Below are 17161 nucleotides of genomic sequence, written 5' to 3' on the forward strand. Positions count from 1 at the left end.
AATAAAGAGCGGTTTATGCGAACGGTAAAGTTGTAAAGCGAACATATAATAGCGTAATTAGTAAATGTGATATATTCAAAATATCTTTAAAGACTGATGGTTTAATGCCTTTGAATCCGGTTACAAAAAGAATTTTAATAAATGAAAAAAACAACCGCTATTATATACTTCCTTATGGTTACCACTTTGTTTGGACAGAACAAACACTTCCAAATTGCAGATGGAGTTTTAACCCACCAAGACCTGTTTAATGCAAACATGACCCCAGATATATCCTGCTATCGCATCCCTGCATTGGCCACCGCACCAAATGGGGATATTATTGCTGCCATAGATGAAAGGGTGCCTTCCTGTGGCGACCTAAAATGGAGCAAGGATATTAATATTGTGATTAGACGAAGTAGCGATAATGGAAAAACATGGTCGGCAATAGAAAAAATTGTGGATTTTCCGCTAGGCAGATCGGCTTCCGATCCCTCTATGATAGTAGATGCCGTTACCAACGAAATATTCCTTTTCTACAATTATATGGATTTGGATAAAGAAAAGGACGTATACTATTTACATCTTGTAAAAAGTGCAGATAACGGAAAGACCTGGAGCCAACCGGAAGATATTACTCCTCAAATTGCAAAGCAGGAATGGCATAACGATTTTAAATTTATCACCTCAGGCCGAGGAATCCAGACCCGATCTGGCACACTCCTACACTGTATGGTAAATCTAAATAACGGGCTTCATGTTTTTGGCAGTAAGGACCATGGAAAATCCTGGTTCTTTATAGATACTCCTGTGAGCCCTGCTGACGAATCCAAAATTATGGAGTTGGCCAATGGGGATTGGATGATCAACGCCAGGGCGAATAAAGAGGGGAAAAGATATGTGCATATTTCCAGTGATGATGGAAAAAGTTGGTCAACCCGACCGGAACCTAGCTTGATCGACCCGGGTTGTAATGCCAGTATAGTACGCTACACCTCCATTGAAGATGGCTACAAGAAAAACAGGTTGTTGTTCTCCAATGCCAAAAGTGAAAAGGGACGTGTTAATATGACGGTTAGAATAAGTTATGACGAAGGCGAAACCTGGTCTGAAGGAAAAACAATCTATAAGGGAGAATCGGCCTACTCATCCATGACCATAATGAACAACGGGAATATAGGTTTGTTTTTTGAACAGGATGATTACCAGAAAAACCCTTTTGTGAGCTTTTCGCTAAAATGGCTGACAGACGGAAAAGACAAATACAGAAGACCAAAAAACAAAAAGAAATAGACAATTATTGAAACAGATTATTTATTACGCGATTCCAATAATTTCATAGGGACCTAATAAATTGACATATCGAAAAATATTGGATATATTTATAACAGTTTCCACCAAATTAGTGTTGTAGCAATTTGTTGGTTGTAATTAGAAAATAACAAACTGTACAATGTCCAATATAAAAGACTTAGCCGATTATGACCATCCTGTTTCGGACCTGTTCCAACTGCCAAAATCAGCAGCGGAATGGGAGCAATACAAATTATCCGATGAGCAGCTGGCCCACTTTAAGGAATTTGGGTATGTATCGGGCATAAAACTTTTGGAAGATTGGCAGGTAGATTTGTTAAACCAGGAATTAGCAGAAATAATGGACCCAAATCATCCTGCCCATCATCTGTTCTACGAATTTCATAGTAACGAGTCCCAAGACCCTAATTCGGTTTTATTTCATTCTTTGGGTCATTGGCGTATTGCCCCGGGCTTACATGATGTGCTTTGGAACCCTGCCTTTATTATGGCAGCCCATCAACTACTGGAATACAAATCAGTAAGGTTTTGGCACGACCAATTATTTTGTAAACCTGCCCGGCATGGAGGCGTTGTTGCCTGGCATCAGGATTACTCCTATTGGACCAGAACCATTGCAATGCAGCATCTTACCTGTTGGACAGCATTGGATGACGCTACTACAGAAAACGGTTGCCTACATTATATCCCCAAAAGCCATAAATGGGGACTTTTGGATGCGCCATCCCTTACGGGCGACATGAATGGGCTTATGCAATATCTTAGCGAGGATCAAAAAAAAGAATTTAAGCCAACTCCAATCGAATTAAAAAAAGGGTATGCCACCTTTCATCACCCCTTAATGGTACATGGCTCCTATGAAAACAAGTCGGAAAGAAGTAGAAGGGCATTTGTCCTTAATGTATTTGCCGATGGTACAATAAGCAATACAGACGATGAGCTTTTGGCCGGAGTCCCCAAAGTACCAAAGGGACAAAAAATGGAAGGAAAATTTTTCCCATTACTTTATTCGAAAATGAAACAAAATGTTCAGCGTTGAAATGCTAATCAAACCTTTAGTAATCTTATTATGAAGCATGACCCAAGGCCCTATGTATTGGCCGAAACCAATTGGAAAACCGTGCGAGAGCAAAATTATACCGTTGCAATATTGCCTTGGGGCGCCACCGAGGCCCACAATTACCATTTACCTTACGGAACAGATAATATATTGGCAGAAAACGCAGCCATTGAAGCTGCTAAAAAGGCCTGGTCCAAGGAGGCAAAGGTAATAGTCCTGCCCAATATTCCTTTTGGAGTCAATACCGGACAAATGGATGTTGATCTATGTATAAACATGAATCCAAGTACGCAAATGGCACTTCTAAAGGATGTGGCACAGGTGTTGGAAGTAAATAAAATCAGAAAACTAGTAATCATAAACGGACACGGCGGGAACAATTTTAAACAAATTATTAGGGAACTAAGCATTATACATCCTAGCATCTTTGTTTGCTCCTTAAACTGGTGGCAGGTAAAAGATGGGGGCCAGTTTTTTAAAGAGCCTGGAGATCACGCAGGGGAATTGGAAACGGCAGTCGTAATGCATTTAAAGCCAAATTTGGTGCTGCCCTTGAACGAGGCAGGTGAAGGAATAGCCAAAACGTTCAAAATAAAAGGATTAAAGGAAGGATGGGTTTCCGCCCAACGTAAATGGACTCAGGTAACAAAGGATACTGGTGTAGGAAATCCAAAAATGGCCAATCCGGAAAATGGAGCCAACTTCTTTAAGGCAGTGACAAACGGCATTGCCGAATTTTTAAGGGAACTCCATGAGGTAGATGTTGATGATATGTACGAATAACAATATTTTTTAATTAAAACTTCACTTGATAATTTAGGAGGTCTATCCAAGAATAGGACACCTTCCCTAATTAGGAACATTTTCCAATTCCTGTAAAACGGGTTCGTTTTCCCTTTTTAATTTCCAACGTCTATGACTCCACAACCACAACTCTGGAGCACTAATAATGGCCTGCTCCAATTGTTGGGCGTATTTCTCCAGTATTTCAAAATTGTTCCTTATTTGAGGGTGATCTTCTATGATCTTAAATTCTAATTCGTAATAACCCCTTTTTAATTTTTTGAAGAACGGAAATAGGACCACCTGATCTGTTCTTTTGGCAATCTTATCGGCACCAACAAAAAAGGCGGTTTCCTGATTTAGAAAATTATACCAGTATTTGGAACTCCTTTTGGTTGGACTTTGATCGCCTATCATACAATTTAAGGTAAGTACCTTCCCTTGATGATTGGCTATAATGGTCCTAAATCCCTTGTCCGATTCCACGCAATTTACTCCAAACCTTTCCCGCATATTTTTGAACAATTCCTCAAAATATTTGTTTTTGATGGGCTTGTAAAACGTATTGGAACTATAGGGAAACATCAAGGGCAAAAAAACCAACCACTCCCAGTTGCCTTGATGACCTGTGTACATGAGTATACTTCGATCCTCATTTACATATTGCTGTATCAGCTCTGGATTCTTAATAAGTAAACGTTTTTTTATGGCCTTTTCCCCTATCGTCAACCTTTTAATGGATTCCACAAGGATGTCACAGAAGTGTTGGTAAAAATCTTTGGCTATTTGTTTTATTTCATCGTCACTCTTAGAAGGAAAAGAATTCCTCAAATTATGGTATACCACCTTTTTTCGGTATCCCACAACATGATATACCAAAAAATACATAAAATCGGAGACCATATAAAGGGCCCACATCGGAAGTAAGGAAATAGCGTAAAAGGGGAGAAATTTAAATCTAGAAAGGTATTTCATCCTGTTTTTGATTTAAGTATTCCAATAATATCAGCATTTACAAAACACTGTGTCTACAATACATTAAAAGGCCTGAAAACTAAATTTCTGCCCACCCACAGTGGCATCGGCCATAAGACCTGCCTTGGGCAGCACGAACACTGCCACCCCATCCTTGTATTTAGCGTTAAGCCCAATTCCCGACTTTAGGGCCACCGCCGATACTTCTGCAGCAAAGCTAAAATTACCCTCTTTAAATTCGTTTAAAGCAGCACTGTCCTCGAAAAAAATGACCTCAATAATGGCTTGCCCACCAGCCTGAAAGCCTACATTCAATTTTTTCAGCCCGGCCATCCCTATAACCTTACCGCCCTCATAAACCGCACCGTTGCCAGAGGCAGCTCCTACTACAAATCCTCCCTTACCCACGTTTGGAAAAATTACATAACCTGCAGACTCGTCAAAAAAGCGCTGCAATCCGGTATGGGCTTTTAGCAAGGCCTTTTTAGCCTTGGAAGCATCATTCATTATCTTTTTATCCTTCCTGGTCTGTGATGATAACGAAACCGTAATCAACATAGCAAAAAGTACTGTAGTCAATTTTAAGATTTTCATTTTATTGGGATATATTATTATTTGTACGTCAAAATTAAAAATACTTACCCCCCTCCATAACAATTGAAGCGGTAAGAATTTGTCAATACTGCTCAATATTAATCTAAATTAGTGATTTCTAATTGATTGCTCCTATTTAATAGCCATAAAAAGTACCTATAAGTTTAAGATATATTAAGATTTTTCCGCAGTAGGCTAAGCACCAAGTCAACAATAATCCGCTGCTTAAGTTGGCCAACAAGAACCTCTAATTGCAAGATGGAAAAATTCCATAGCAGCATTCCACAACTTCGTCTTAATTCACAAAAGTGACGAATGTCATTTACTAATATTGCCATATTTAATAACTTTATGATTGCGGGTAAAACCTAGCTTATTACAATAAGAAACCCTTTACTAAAAGGGGTCTTTCCCCTTTGGATATTTAAAATTGGATAACCATTATCCATAAACCTATAGAAGGTAAAATTCATTTACATATTTAAAAACCGGGAATTATGAGTGCTAGATTAAATAATAAAAGTATGATGGAGTGGCAGGACCCGAGCGAAATGCACGAGGCCAGTCGACAATGGATGTCCGAATTGAAATTCATTAGGGACGAACAGCTGTTCCTGAACGATTTGGTAAAATCCTACACCTTGCAATTGACGGATTCCGAGGTGTTCAACGAAAGCAAGGAAATTATTGGCGCCATATCCACTGCCGAAAAAGAGGTGATCGTACTGATGAAAAAGGTTCAGGCCCATGAAAATCAATTGCAGATCATGCTGGACGATATAGATCAGTTGAAAATGGAAAAAGCCTATACCGAAACACATTGGGAACTAAATTCGGAAATATCCCAATATACCCTTCACTATAGGGAACTTAAGTCGCGCCTTTTCAAATTGGTATCCAAGGTGAAGAAAAAGGACAAAGGAAATAGGTTGCTAAATTAGCAATCCCAATCCAAGTATTCCAACCTTGACTTCCCTAACGGGAATATCGGCCTTTATAATCCAACAAACCTAGGGTAAAGCCCCTAAAACTAGAAACTGGCCCAAAAACAACGATCTGGAGGCAATTGGTTTTTACTCCACATCTTTTAAAAGCCGAAAATAACTGGTCACTAAGGGTTAAATTAGCATTACCCAACATTTCCAATAATAACTTTGGCCGCTTCAAGTTAGTTTTAACAGATGAACAAAAATTGGAAGAAGGCTATTGCCCGATGGCACAAGATTGACCGAAGTGGTCAACACATAGATTGTTTCTGAATGTTTTTTTTTGGGCCAAAGCTTATTTATGGAAGGTTTTATCACGGAATTGGAGATAAATACAGGGTTGCATTATCGAAACCGAATTATAAATAATCTCTTTGTATTAAATTGTTTTTTATTCTGAATTCTATTCTACTTATAGTCTATTTTTGACTTAAAGAATTAAATTTGCCCAATACTGTAAACTACAAGTAATACCTTACATTTTGCAAAATTTTTTCTTAGTTCTAGCTGTTTTCGGAATGGTATTGGCAATTTCATTTTTTGCCAGAAAGTCCGTTAATAGAAATTCTACCTTCTTTTTGGGGGCATTTTATACGATATTCTCTATTTATACATTTCAAACCTACGTCATTGAATCCGGTCTACTTTTAAAGTTCCGCTGGTTTTATGTTTGGCCCTTACCCCTATATAATTTAATAGCCGCACCTATATTTTTTTATTTTCTAACATTGATCAAAGATGAATTTGTTTGGCGTTGGCGGTATTTGCTTGTATTTGTGCCCTTTATAATCGGTTTTGTTGATGCGTTGAATGTTTATGCCAAACCACAAGAGGTATATGATACCATTATCAATAATGCGTATTTAAAACCAGGCGAAAGACTTGCAGTACAATATGGATTTTTAAATATAAACCAACATTATGTAATGCGGTTTCTATGGCAGTTTTTAGCATTGATCGGCCTATTGCCTTTATTGTTGGATTTTATTCGAAACCTATTGAAGGAAAAAGATCGTAAGTTGCTTATTTGGGTAATTTCATTATATGTCCTATTTATTTTAATGTCCTTATTGGCGACAATGTTCGCATTTGAAAAATTGTTGAAGATCGATTTCTTACGTTCTACGGCACCAATTTTACGAACCGTCAATTTTGTATTTTATGTGGTGCTATTTGCCATAGGTATAATGCCCATATATTTTCCTTCTATTTTGTATGGGTATCCTAGGAGCAAAAAAAACAGAACAACACTAACAACTACTACGAAGGAAGAAGAAGAATTGAAGTTTGGGTTGGATGTTGACGGATTAATGAATCAGTTGGATACAATAAAAGAAAGTGGGTCATTCTATGAACAGGATTTTGATTTGACCAGTTGTGCCAAGGCATTGGAAATCCCACCACATCATTTATCCTATTTTCTAAATCAGCACTTAGGGCTAAGTTTTTCTGCGTATAGGAACAATATACGTATAGAAAAAGGAAAGACACTAATTGCCCTTGGGTATATGGATAGGAATACAATTGAGGCCCTTGCACAGCAATGTGGTTTTGCCAATAGAAGTTCTTTTAGTAAGTCTTTTAAAAAGGTTACCACTATGAACGTTACGGAATTTGCCGCTAATAATTGATATAAGCCCTTTTTATCTTTTTGGTAATCAATGTGTTTGGAATATTCCTGTAGAAGGTTTTTCAAGTGTGTTGCTGGGTGGGCTTATCAGGTCGCGCACAGTCGGTGTTTGTCAGGTCGCGCTTGCTTTGGGCTTATCAGGTCGAGCGCAGTCGAGGTTTGTCAGGTCGAGCGCAGTCGAGACCTCATCGGTATGTTATCCATTTCTACTGACCGGAAAGGGTCACCAATAATTTTTAGGAATACTGCTAATCAAGAATCCCAGTCGAGGTTTGTCAGGTCGAGCGCAGTCGAGACCTCATCAGTCCTATTATCGGTGTGATTTTTATTTCTACCGACCGTACAGGGTCACAAATAAATATTTTTTAGGAATACTGCTAATCAAGAATCCCAGTCGGTGTTTGTCAAGTCGAGCGCAGTCGAGGTTTGTCAGGTCGAGCGCAGTCGAGACCTCAATTGTCTTTCTCCGGATTATAATCGGAATGTGAGGCATTCCTACATTCCGCTAAAATTTGGAGAAGGTCGAATTGGCCGTTAGCCAGGGCCAATTTCTTTTTTCCACTCCATTTTTTCAACTTTTTTTCAAAGTAAATGGCTTGAACAACGTCATTGAATTCTTGTTCAAAGATCAATTCTACCGGTCTCCTTTTAAATGTAAAACAATTTTTGTTCGATCATATTTGGTGTTCGTGGAATCTTCTTGTCACATCATTTGTGATACCGGTATAGGTTAACCCGTCGGAACAAAGGAGTATGTATACGTAATAGGATTTCATAAGCTTGGCCATAAAAAGGTCTCGACTGCGCTCGACCTGACAGATTTATAAGTTAGTAATTTTTTTATCATAGACCATTATGGACTGTGAACGAATGGTAATCCAGGTTTTTTTTGGTTAAGGCTGCCCAAGAGGAGGTCTCGACTGCGCTCGACCGGACAGATTTATAAGTTCATGATTTTTTTATCATAGACCATTATGGACTGTGAACGAAAGATGATCCAGGTTATTTTTGGTTAAGGCTGCCCAAGAGGAGGTTTCGACTGCCCTCGACCGGATCGGTTAACTTGTTACTGGTTTCTTGGAACAAGAAGGTCTTTCGAGTGTAATTACCAATAACGATATAATCCAAAAGAATTCGAGGTTTGTCAAGTCGAGCGCAGTGGGGGTTTGTCAGGTCGCGCACAGTCGAGGTTTGTCAGGTCGAGCGCAGTCGAGACCTCAATTGTCTTTCTCCGGATTATAATCGGAATGTGAGGCATTCCTACATTCCGCTAAAATTTGGAGAAGGTCGAATTGGCCGTTAGCCAGGGCCAATTTCTTTTTTCCACTCCATTTTTTCAACTTTTTTTCAAAGTAAATGGCCTGAACAACGTCATTGAATTCTTGTTCAAAGATCAATTCTACCGGTCTCCTTTTAAATGTAAAACAATTTTTGTTCGATCCCATTTGGTGTTCGTGCAATCTTCTTGTCACATCATTTGTGATACCGGTATAGGTTAACCCGTCGGAACAAAGGAGTATGTATACGTAATAGGATTTCATAAGCTTGGCCATAAAAAGGTCTCGACTGCGCTCGACCGGACAGATTTATAAGTTCATGATTTTTTTTATCATAGACCATTATGGACTGTGAACGAAAGATGATCCAGGTTATTTTTGGTTAAGGCTGCCCAAGAGGAGGTCTCGACTGCGCTCGACCGGACAGATTTATAAGTTAGTGATTTTTTTATCATAGACCATTATGGACTGTGAACGAATGGTAATCCAAGTTTTTTTTGGTTAAGGCTGGCCAAAAGGGGGTCTCGACTGCGCTCGACCGGACAGGTTAACTTGTTACTGGTTTCTTGGAAAAGAAGGTCTTTCGAGTGTAATTACCAATGACCATATGGCGATATAATCCAAAAGAATTCGAGGTTTGTCAGGCCGAGCGCAGTGGGGGTTTGTCAGGTCGAGCGCAGTCGAGGTTTGTCAGGTCGAGCGCAGTCGAGACCTTATTGTCCAACTTATAAAATTATCACCAAGTCCTTCGAATCCTTGAGCGTACTATAAACACGTTAACCTGTTCATTTTTGACGCTCAATTCTCATTTTATGTGTCCAAATCGTATTTGGACACCTATTTATGGGTGAAAATTTAAAACAAGCCCTTATCAAAGTATTGCTTTCTTTCTTGTAATCGTAAATGCACTTAATTTACTTGTTTACAATCTCTTGTATTGTACGAAACTTCTTTCTTATTGTTCTTTTTATTGGCTATTGATGGTGTCCAAATCGGATATAGGCACATATTGGCCAACTCCCATATATATTATTCCCTTTTATGCTCCGTTCTTTACACATCAAAAAAAATATCAGCGTTTTCCTACTTAAATTATGGGCGCCATACACCAATAACAAAACAAACAATTAAATTATTTATGAAAAAGAAATTTACACATCCCCTACTTTTCCTTATAGCTTTATTGAGCTTCGGATTTTTACAGGCACAGGATGCATTTATTATCAATTTGGAAACGATTGAAGATGATAAATCAATGAACATCATTACCAATTTTTCTGATTACACTTATGACTATACGGTAGATTGGGGGGATGGCTCTATTGATACAAATATGAGCGGTAATGCATCTCATACTTATGGGGACAAGGGGCAATATATCGTAATCATTTCCGGTACTTTTCCACATATTAAGTTGAGCTCTGATGCTGCATTGGTATCTATGGAACAATGGGGCGCCCAACAATGGAAGAGTATGGAGGATATTTTTAGAAACTGTGATAATTTGGAATACAATGCCACAGATGCGCCAGATCTTTCTTTGGTTACCAATATGTATGGAATGTTCTACGGTGTAACTGCAATTAATGGGGATATAAGTGGTTGGGATGTTTCTAATGTTACCAATATGAGCTTAATGTTCTATGGTGCGGAAAATTTCAATCAGGATATTGGTTCCTGGGATGTGGGCAATGTGACTTATATGATGTCTATGTTTAGCGGTGCCACTTCATTTAACAAAGACCTTAATGGTTGGGTGGTGTCCAATGTTACGGATATGAACAATATGTTCTACGGGGCTACGGCTTTCAATGGGGATATTGGCAATTGGGACGTTGGCAAGGTTACCGCTATGAACCACATGTTCTACGGGGCTACGGCTTTTAACCAGGATATCGGTAATTGGAATGTAGGTAAGGTATCCCAATTTTATGTTATGTTTTTTAATGCAACGGCATTTGATCAAAATCTTGGCGGCTGGGACATAAGTAGTGCTGGTAGTATGTCCGGTATGTTTACCGGTGCCAAACTTTCCACGGCCAATTACGATGACACCCTAATTGGGTGGAGTACTTTGGATACCGATGCCGGGGAAACACAAATACCAGTAAATGTTACGTTCGGCGGCGGCAATAGCACCTATTGTGCTGGAGCATCAGCATGGCAAGAATTAGATGAAGACTATGGGTGGTCTATTGACGATGAGGGAGAGGATTGTTCTGAAACTACCTTCGTCACCAAGTGGAAGACCGGAGCCGATAATGACAATATAGAGATTACCACAGGTCTTGGCACCTTTGCCTATACCGTAGATTGGGGAGATGGATCCACAGATACTACAGTCTATACAGACGATGCTACACATACCTATGCCACAGCGGATACCTATACGGTAACCATTAGTGGCGATTTTCCGCACCCAAATTTTTGGTCAAGCCCTGTTGTTAATCGGGATAAATTAGTATCTATAGAACAGTGGGGAACCCAGCAATGGACGAGTATGTATGAAAGTTTTAGGAGTTGTAAAAATTTGGAATATAATGCCACGGATGCGCCAGATCTTTCTTTGGTTACCAATATGGTTTATATGTTCTCCGAGGCAACTAAATTTAATGGGGATATAAGTGCTTGGGATGTTTCTAATGTTACTAATATGGAGGGAATGTTCTCTGGTGCCACATCGTTTAACAAAGACCTTAATGATTGGGATGTTTCCGGTGTTGAACACATGTTCATTATGTTCTCTGAGGCTACGGCTTTCAATGGGGATATTGGTAATTGGGATGTGGGCAACGTTACTGATATGAGAGGAATGTTCTATGAAGCCACGTCATTTAACAAAGACCTTAATGATTGGGAGGTTTCCAGTGTTGTAGACATGTCCTTTATGTTCCAAGGTGCTACGGCTTTCAATGGGGATATTGGCAATTGGGATGTGGGCAATGTTACCGCTATGATAGGAATGTTCTATGGTGCCACGTCATTTAACAAAGACCTTAATGATTGGGAGGTTTCTAATGTCACCAATATGAACAGTATGTTCTCTGGTGCAGCAAATTTCAATCAGGATATTGGTTCCTGGGATGTGGGCAATGTTACCGATATGTCGGCAATGTTCCAAGGTGCTACGGCTTTCAATGGGGATATTGGCTCCTGGGATGTTGGTGAGGTAACGATTATGCAATCTATGTTTGAAGGAGCAACAGCATTTGATCAAAATCTTGGTAGTTGGGACATAGGTAGTGTTTTATTCATGGACGATATGTTTAAAGGTGCCAAACTATCCACGGCCAATTACGATGACACCCTAATAGGCTGGAACACTTTGGATACCTCCGCCGGGGAAACAAAAATACCAACAAATGTTGAATTCAACGGCGGCAATAGCACCTATTGTGCTGGAGCAACAGCATGGCAAGATTTGATCGACACCTATGAGTGGTCTATTACCGATGACGGAGAGGATTGCCCCTTCTTGCCTTTTATCACCACTTGGAAAACGGATAACCCGAACCAATCGATTACAATTCCTACAAGCTCATCGTTTTATTATAATTATACAGTAGACTGGGGTGATGGTTCTGAGGATAATACAACTTATAATGGTGATGTAAGTCATACTTATGCTGAACAGGGCATTTATACTGTGGTTATTAAAGGTGCATTCCCACAAATTTATTTTGCGAAAACTAACGGCGCTCAAGAAATAATATCCATTGAACAATGGGGAACGCAACAATGGAAGAGTATGTCCAATAGTTTTATAAATTGTTCAAATTTAGAATATAATGCCACTGATGTGCCAGATCTTTCTTTGGTTAATGATATGAATAATATGTTCTCCTACGCCTCTAAATTTAATGGAGATATCAGTGATTGGGATGTGAGCAATGTGACCGATATGAGTTATATGTTCCAAAATGCAACAGTTTTTAATCAGGATATCAGTGATTGGGATGTAAGCAATGTAACCAACATGCTTGCTATGTTTAGCAGAGCAACAGCTTTTAATCAAGACATTGGTAGATGGAATGTAAGTAATGTGAATAATATGCGTGCCATGTTTAATGAGGCAGCAGTTTTTAATCAGGATATTAGCGGTTGGGATATGAGCAATGTGCCCGATATGGTTTTTATGTTTTCTAATGCTACTGCTTTTAATCAAAATATTGCTGGATGGAATGTAAGCAATGTAACCAATATGGAATCTATGTTCAGCGGTGCTTCAAATTTTGACCAAGATATCAGCGGTTGGGAGGTGAGCAATGTGACCAATATGAGTTATATGTTTCAAGAGGCATCAGAATTTAATCAGAATATTGGAGGCTGGGATGTAAGTGCTGTAACCAACATGGAATCTATGTTCAATATGGCCACTAAATTTAATGGCAATATTAGTGATTGGAAAGTGGGCAATGTGACCAATATGCTCAATATGTTTTCAGAAGCCATTGCTTTTAATCAAGATATCAGTAGTTGGGAGGTAGGCAACGTGACCGATATGTCCGCCATGTTCTATAAGACCAGTGTTTTTAATCAAGACATTAGCGGTTGGGATGTCGGTAATGTTTCCGAGATGAGTTATATGTTCTCACGAACAACCGCATTTAATCAAGATATAAGCGATTGGGATGTTAGTAATGCCACTAACATGCGAGGTTTGTTTTCTAATGCTGCTGTCTTTAATCAGGATCTTAGTGATTGGGATGTAAGCAATGTGACCAATATGTCCAGAATGTTTCAAGGGACAACCCTTTTTGACCAAGATTTAGGTAGTTGGGATATTAGTAATGTAACGAATATGGAAGAAATGTTCGATGCAGCTGGCTTATCACAGGAAAATTACGACAACACCCTAATAGGTTGGAACACTTTGGATACCGCCGCAGGGGAAACACAAATACCATCAGATATTACATTCAATGGCGGTAATAGCACCTATTGTACTGGAGCAACAGCACGGCAAGATTTAATTAACACCTATGGGTGGGCTATTACCGATGGCGGAGAGGATTGCCCACTACCCTTTATCGGCAAATGGAAAACGGAAAGCGCAAATGAATGGATTACCGTCCCTACTAATTCAGAATACACCTACGCCTATACCGTAGATTGGGGTGATGGCTCTACAGATAGTAGGGTTTATGAAGGTGATGTAACACACCGTTATGTTGATCAGGGCACTTATACCGTATCCATTTCTGGTATTTTTCCGCAGATTCGATTTGCAAACGATTATGACAGAGATCAATTTGTATCCATTGAACAATGGGGAGACCAACAATGGGCCAGCATGGAATCTAGTTTTTGGCGATGTTCAAATATGGAATATAATGCTACCGATATGCCCGACCTTTCGTCGGTAACCGATATGTCCAGTATGTTCTCCTTTGCAACAAAATTTAATGGAGACATCGGTGATTGGGATGTTAGCAATGTCACCAATATGGATTTCATGTTCTATCATGCTGACGCTTTTAACCAAGATATCACTGATTGGGATGTAAGCAATGTCACCAGTATGTCAGGTATGTTCGCTGACGCGATAGCTTTTAAGCAAGATATCGCAAATTGGGATGTAAGCAAAGTAACAACAATGCATTCGATGTTTGCACGGGCAACCGCTTTTAACCAAGATCTTAGTAGTTGGACTGTGAGCAATGTTACCACTATGCAGGGTATGTTTTACAAAGCAACAGCTTTTGACCAAAATATAGACAGTTGGGATGTGGGCAATGTAACCTCTATGATATATATGTTTCAAGGAGCAACCGCTTTTAACCAGCCTATCGGCACTTGGGATGTTAGTAGTGTTACCGTTATGACAGGTATGTTTCTAGATGCAACAGCTTTTGACCAAGATTTAGGTAATTGGGATATAAGTAAGGTAAGGGACATGATACTAATGTTTAATGGTGCAGCATTATCCTTAAAAAATTACGATAGCACCTTAATAGGTTGGAATACTTTGGATACAGCTGCGGGGGAAACTAAAATACCAGCAGGTATTACCTTCGATGGCGGTAATAGTGTTTATTGCGCCGGAGAGACGGCAAGACAAGATTTAATCGATCGCTATAGATGGACAATTACCGATGCCGGTCTAAATTGCGACATTGTTGATTCGGATGAAGACGGTGTGCAGGACGATACGGACTTGTGTCCCGATACTCCTGTAGGTGAAACCGTAGATGCAGAAGGCTGCTCGGACAGTCAAAAAGATTCCGATTTTGATGGGGTAAGCGATGCCCAGGACCAATGTCCGGATTCCCCGGAAGACGAGGCCGTGGATGCCAACGGATGTGCCGATAGCCAAAAGGATACGGACGGTGACGGTACTGCAGATGGGGAAGACACCGATGATGACAATGATGGCACCCCGGATACCGAAGACGCTTTCCCATTGGATGAAAACGAAGATACGGACACCGATGGGGATGGTACGGGCAACAATGCCGATACCGATGATGATGGGGACGGAGTTGCCGATACCGAGGATAATTGTTCGGATACCCCGGCCGGGGAAACAGCCGATGCCAACGGTTGTTCGGACAGTCAGAAAGAAGAAGAAGAAGAAGAAGAAGACGAAGGTGAAGATGGATCGGATGAGGATGCGGCCTCTAGTATAGATGTATCCCAAGCCTTTACCCCCAATGGGGACGGTATAAACGATACCTGGACAATTTATGGCATAGAGAACCATCCAAATTCCTTGGTAAGAGTGTTCAACACCTGGGGAAAAGAGGTCTTTTCGGCCAGAAACTACCAGAATGATTGGGACGGTCATTACAAAAACCTGAATAACAAATTACCTGATGCCGGATCTTATTATTTCCAGATCGATTTCGAAGGCGACGGAAAAGTAGACCAGGACGGATGGCTTTACATCACTTCACGTTAACCAAACCATTAATTTCAACTAAAGACATTATCAACATGCAGATATTCAATAAGATTTTTTTAGGCGCACTTTTGTTGGTGGGCGGCACCTTGTTTGCCCAGCAGGAAGGGGTGATCACCAATTATATGTACCATATGAATTCCTATAACCCGGCCTATGTAGGCGTGGACGGGGAAACCATGGTGACGGCCAGTTTCAGGCAACAATGGACGGGCGTCCAGGATGCCCCCAGTGCAGAGGCCATATCCTTCGGGACCACCCTGGGCAAGAATTTGGGGATAGGGATATCCATTTACAACAGCAATACCTTTGTGGAGAGCCAGACCTTTACGGGCATCGACTTTTCCTATAGGCTGCAGTTGTCCCAAGGAACAGAGCTTTACCTTGGGCTTAAGGCAGGTGGTAACTCTTACAGCGTTAACACCTCCGGCCTGGAGACGTATAACGTAAATTCGGATCCCAGCATCTCCTCCATCTCCCGTTTCAATCCCAATGTGGGGGTGGGGGCTTTATTAAAGAGCGGCAAGTGGTATGCTTCCCTGGCGGTTCCACGCCTCCTGTCCACGGACCGTGCCGATAACGACAACGGAGTGGCCACGGCGGCATTGGCCAAGCCACATGTCTACGCCACGGCCGGGTATGAGCTGATGCTGAATCCAGCTACCAACCTAATGTTGAGGCCATCTGCCATGGGGCGTTATGTTAGTGGGGCACCCGTTTCCGTAGATTTCAACGCTATGCTTTCCTTTGACAACATTTTTGAATTCGGAGGCAGTTACAGGACAGATGGGGCATTTGCCGGACTGGTGAATATCAACATCAAAAAAAGATTGCTATTGGGCTATGCCTATGAGGTAAGTACTAGAAGCGAGTTGGCGAGTGCCAAAAACACAAATGAATTTTTGTTGAGGTTTTTGTTTTAGGCCAGAGTGGTGGAAACAAAAATATTATCACCATACTGAAGTAGAATTTATTTAAAAAGGGGTGTTTCATACGCCCCTTTTTTGTTTTTCCAAAGTGTTGAAATTCAGTCTATTGTGAGGGTTCGCTGCCCATTTTAATTGCCCATACAGTATCTGACTCCTTCATACAAAGGTACGGTGAACCTTTGTATGGAGGCCCTAATTGTTGCAAAAAAATGAACAGAACACGAACCCTGGTATAGTCTATTCTATCTTTTTCTAATACACACACAACTTTTGGGATTGATCCCCACTTTCCAATATATTTTATATGTATGGACATAAATGGTCTTTTTAAAAAGTCCCATATGCGCCCCTACAAAACGTTTTATCGACCAAATACCTGAAAAATCGCTAATCGCAAAAGTGCAACACCACAAGTTTTACTTTGTTCAAGATGATAATTGCCGTTTTGACAACATTAATGCGCTATGCCCGATTCGTACGGCTACTTTGCGCTCTCAAATAGTTAATTATTTATAGGATTCATCCTCTTCTTCTTAATTGACCCCCGATTAACTAGTATCCATTAAGATTACGCAGACCACGCTGGAACAAGCTTATTGCATAAAAGGGTGATGCCCAAATGCAAAATTGAATGCACCCGCCCTAAACTTTTGCTTGGGACTATCCCGGCGCAATGGGATTCGGCTTAACGCCTATACCAATTGGGAGGATGGGGGCCTTAGAAGGCTTT

The 17161-nt window shown here is 40.4% G+C and carries 10 protein-coding genes and 1 pseudogene; 7 read left to right on the forward strand and 4 right to left on the reverse strand.

Annotated elements, in window-relative coordinates:
• Positions 1 to 141 precede the first annotated feature (141 nt).
• The 3 genes from MWU78_RS10975 to MWU78_RS10985 all read left to right on the forward strand — a co-directional run bounded on the left by MWU78_RS10975 (position 142) and on the right by MWU78_RS10985 (position 3139).
• On the forward strand, positions 142 to 1275 hold the full coding sequence (locus tag MWU78_RS10975; protein ID WP_246997781.1) for a sialidase family protein: 1134 nt from the start codon (positions 142 to 144) through the stop codon (positions 1273 to 1275).
• 160 nt (positions 1276 to 1435) lie between these two features.
• Positions 1436 to 2335, forward strand: a complete 900-nt coding sequence (locus tag MWU78_RS10980) for a phytanoyl-CoA dioxygenase family protein (protein WP_246997782.1) — start codon at positions 1436 to 1438, stop codon at positions 2333 to 2335.
• A 30-nt stretch (positions 2336 to 2365) separates the two neighbouring features.
• Entirely contained in the window at positions 2366 to 3139 is a 774-nt protein-coding gene (locus MWU78_RS10985) for a creatininase family protein (protein WP_246997783.1), read from the forward strand.
• A 66-nt stretch (positions 3140 to 3205) separates the two neighbouring features.
• Here the strand turns inward: MWU78_RS10985 and MWU78_RS10990 are convergent, their stop codons facing one another.
• Together MWU78_RS10990 and MWU78_RS10995 are read right to left on the reverse strand one after the other, a co-directional pair.
• Positions 3206 to 4114, reverse strand: a complete 909-nt coding sequence (locus MWU78_RS10990; RefSeq protein WP_246997784.1) for a lysophospholipid acyltransferase family protein — start codon at positions 4112 to 4114, stop codon at positions 3206 to 3208.
• 63 nt (positions 4115 to 4177) lie between these two features.
• Positions 4178 to 4708 carry a YSC84-related protein gene (locus tag MWU78_RS10995; RefSeq protein ID WP_246997785.1) on the reverse strand — a complete coding sequence of 177 codons (531 nt, stop codon included), beginning with the start codon at positions 4706 to 4708 and terminating at the stop codon, positions 4178 to 4180.
• Positions 4709 to 5205: 497 nt separating this feature from the next.
• On the opposite strand from MWU78_RS10995, the gene MWU78_RS11000 reads away from it, so the two are divergent.
• Complete coding sequence (locus MWU78_RS11000; protein ID WP_246997786.1) at positions 5206 to 5649, forward strand: hypothetical protein; 444 nt, start codon at positions 5206 to 5208, stop codon at positions 5647 to 5649.
• 527 nt (positions 5650 to 6176) lie between these two features.
• A complete protein-coding gene (locus tag MWU78_RS11005) occupies positions 6177 to 7325 on the forward strand; it encodes a helix-turn-helix domain-containing protein (RefSeq protein ID WP_246997787.1) in 1149 nt (382 codons plus the stop codon).
• Between the two features lie 451 nt (positions 7326 to 7776).
• On the opposite strand, the pseudogene MWU78_RS11010 reads toward MWU78_RS11005, so the two are convergent.
• Both MWU78_RS11010 and MWU78_RS11015 read right to left on the reverse strand, forming a co-directional pair.
• Positions 7777 to 8100: pseudogene (locus tag MWU78_RS11010) on the reverse strand (GIY-YIG nuclease family protein).
• 441 nt (positions 8101 to 8541) lie between these two features.
• Positions 8542 to 8865 (reverse strand): GIY-YIG nuclease family protein, encoded by a 324-nt coding sequence (locus MWU78_RS11015; RefSeq protein ID WP_246997788.1) that lies wholly within the window; start codon positions 8863 to 8865, stop codon positions 8542 to 8544.
• Positions 8866 to 9739: 874 nt separating this feature from the next.
• Here MWU78_RS11015 and MWU78_RS11020 point away from each other — a divergent pair.
• Positions 9740 to 15502 carry a BspA family leucine-rich repeat surface protein gene (locus tag MWU78_RS11020; RefSeq protein WP_246997789.1) on the forward strand — a complete coding sequence of 1921 codons (5763 nt, stop codon included), beginning with the start codon at positions 9740 to 9742 and terminating at the stop codon, positions 15500 to 15502.
• A gap of 35 nt (positions 15503 to 15537) precedes the next feature.
• Positions 15538 to 16425, forward strand: a complete 888-nt coding sequence (locus MWU78_RS11025; protein ID WP_246997790.1) for a type IX secretion system membrane protein PorP/SprF — start codon at positions 15538 to 15540, stop codon at positions 16423 to 16425.
• Positions 16426 to 17161: the final 736 nt, after the last annotated feature.

The sequence above is a fragment of the Arenibacter sp. F26102 genome (assembly GCF_023015865.1).
In the GTDB taxonomy this organism is placed as follows: domain Bacteria; phylum Bacteroidota; class Bacteroidia; order Flavobacteriales; family Flavobacteriaceae; genus Arenibacter.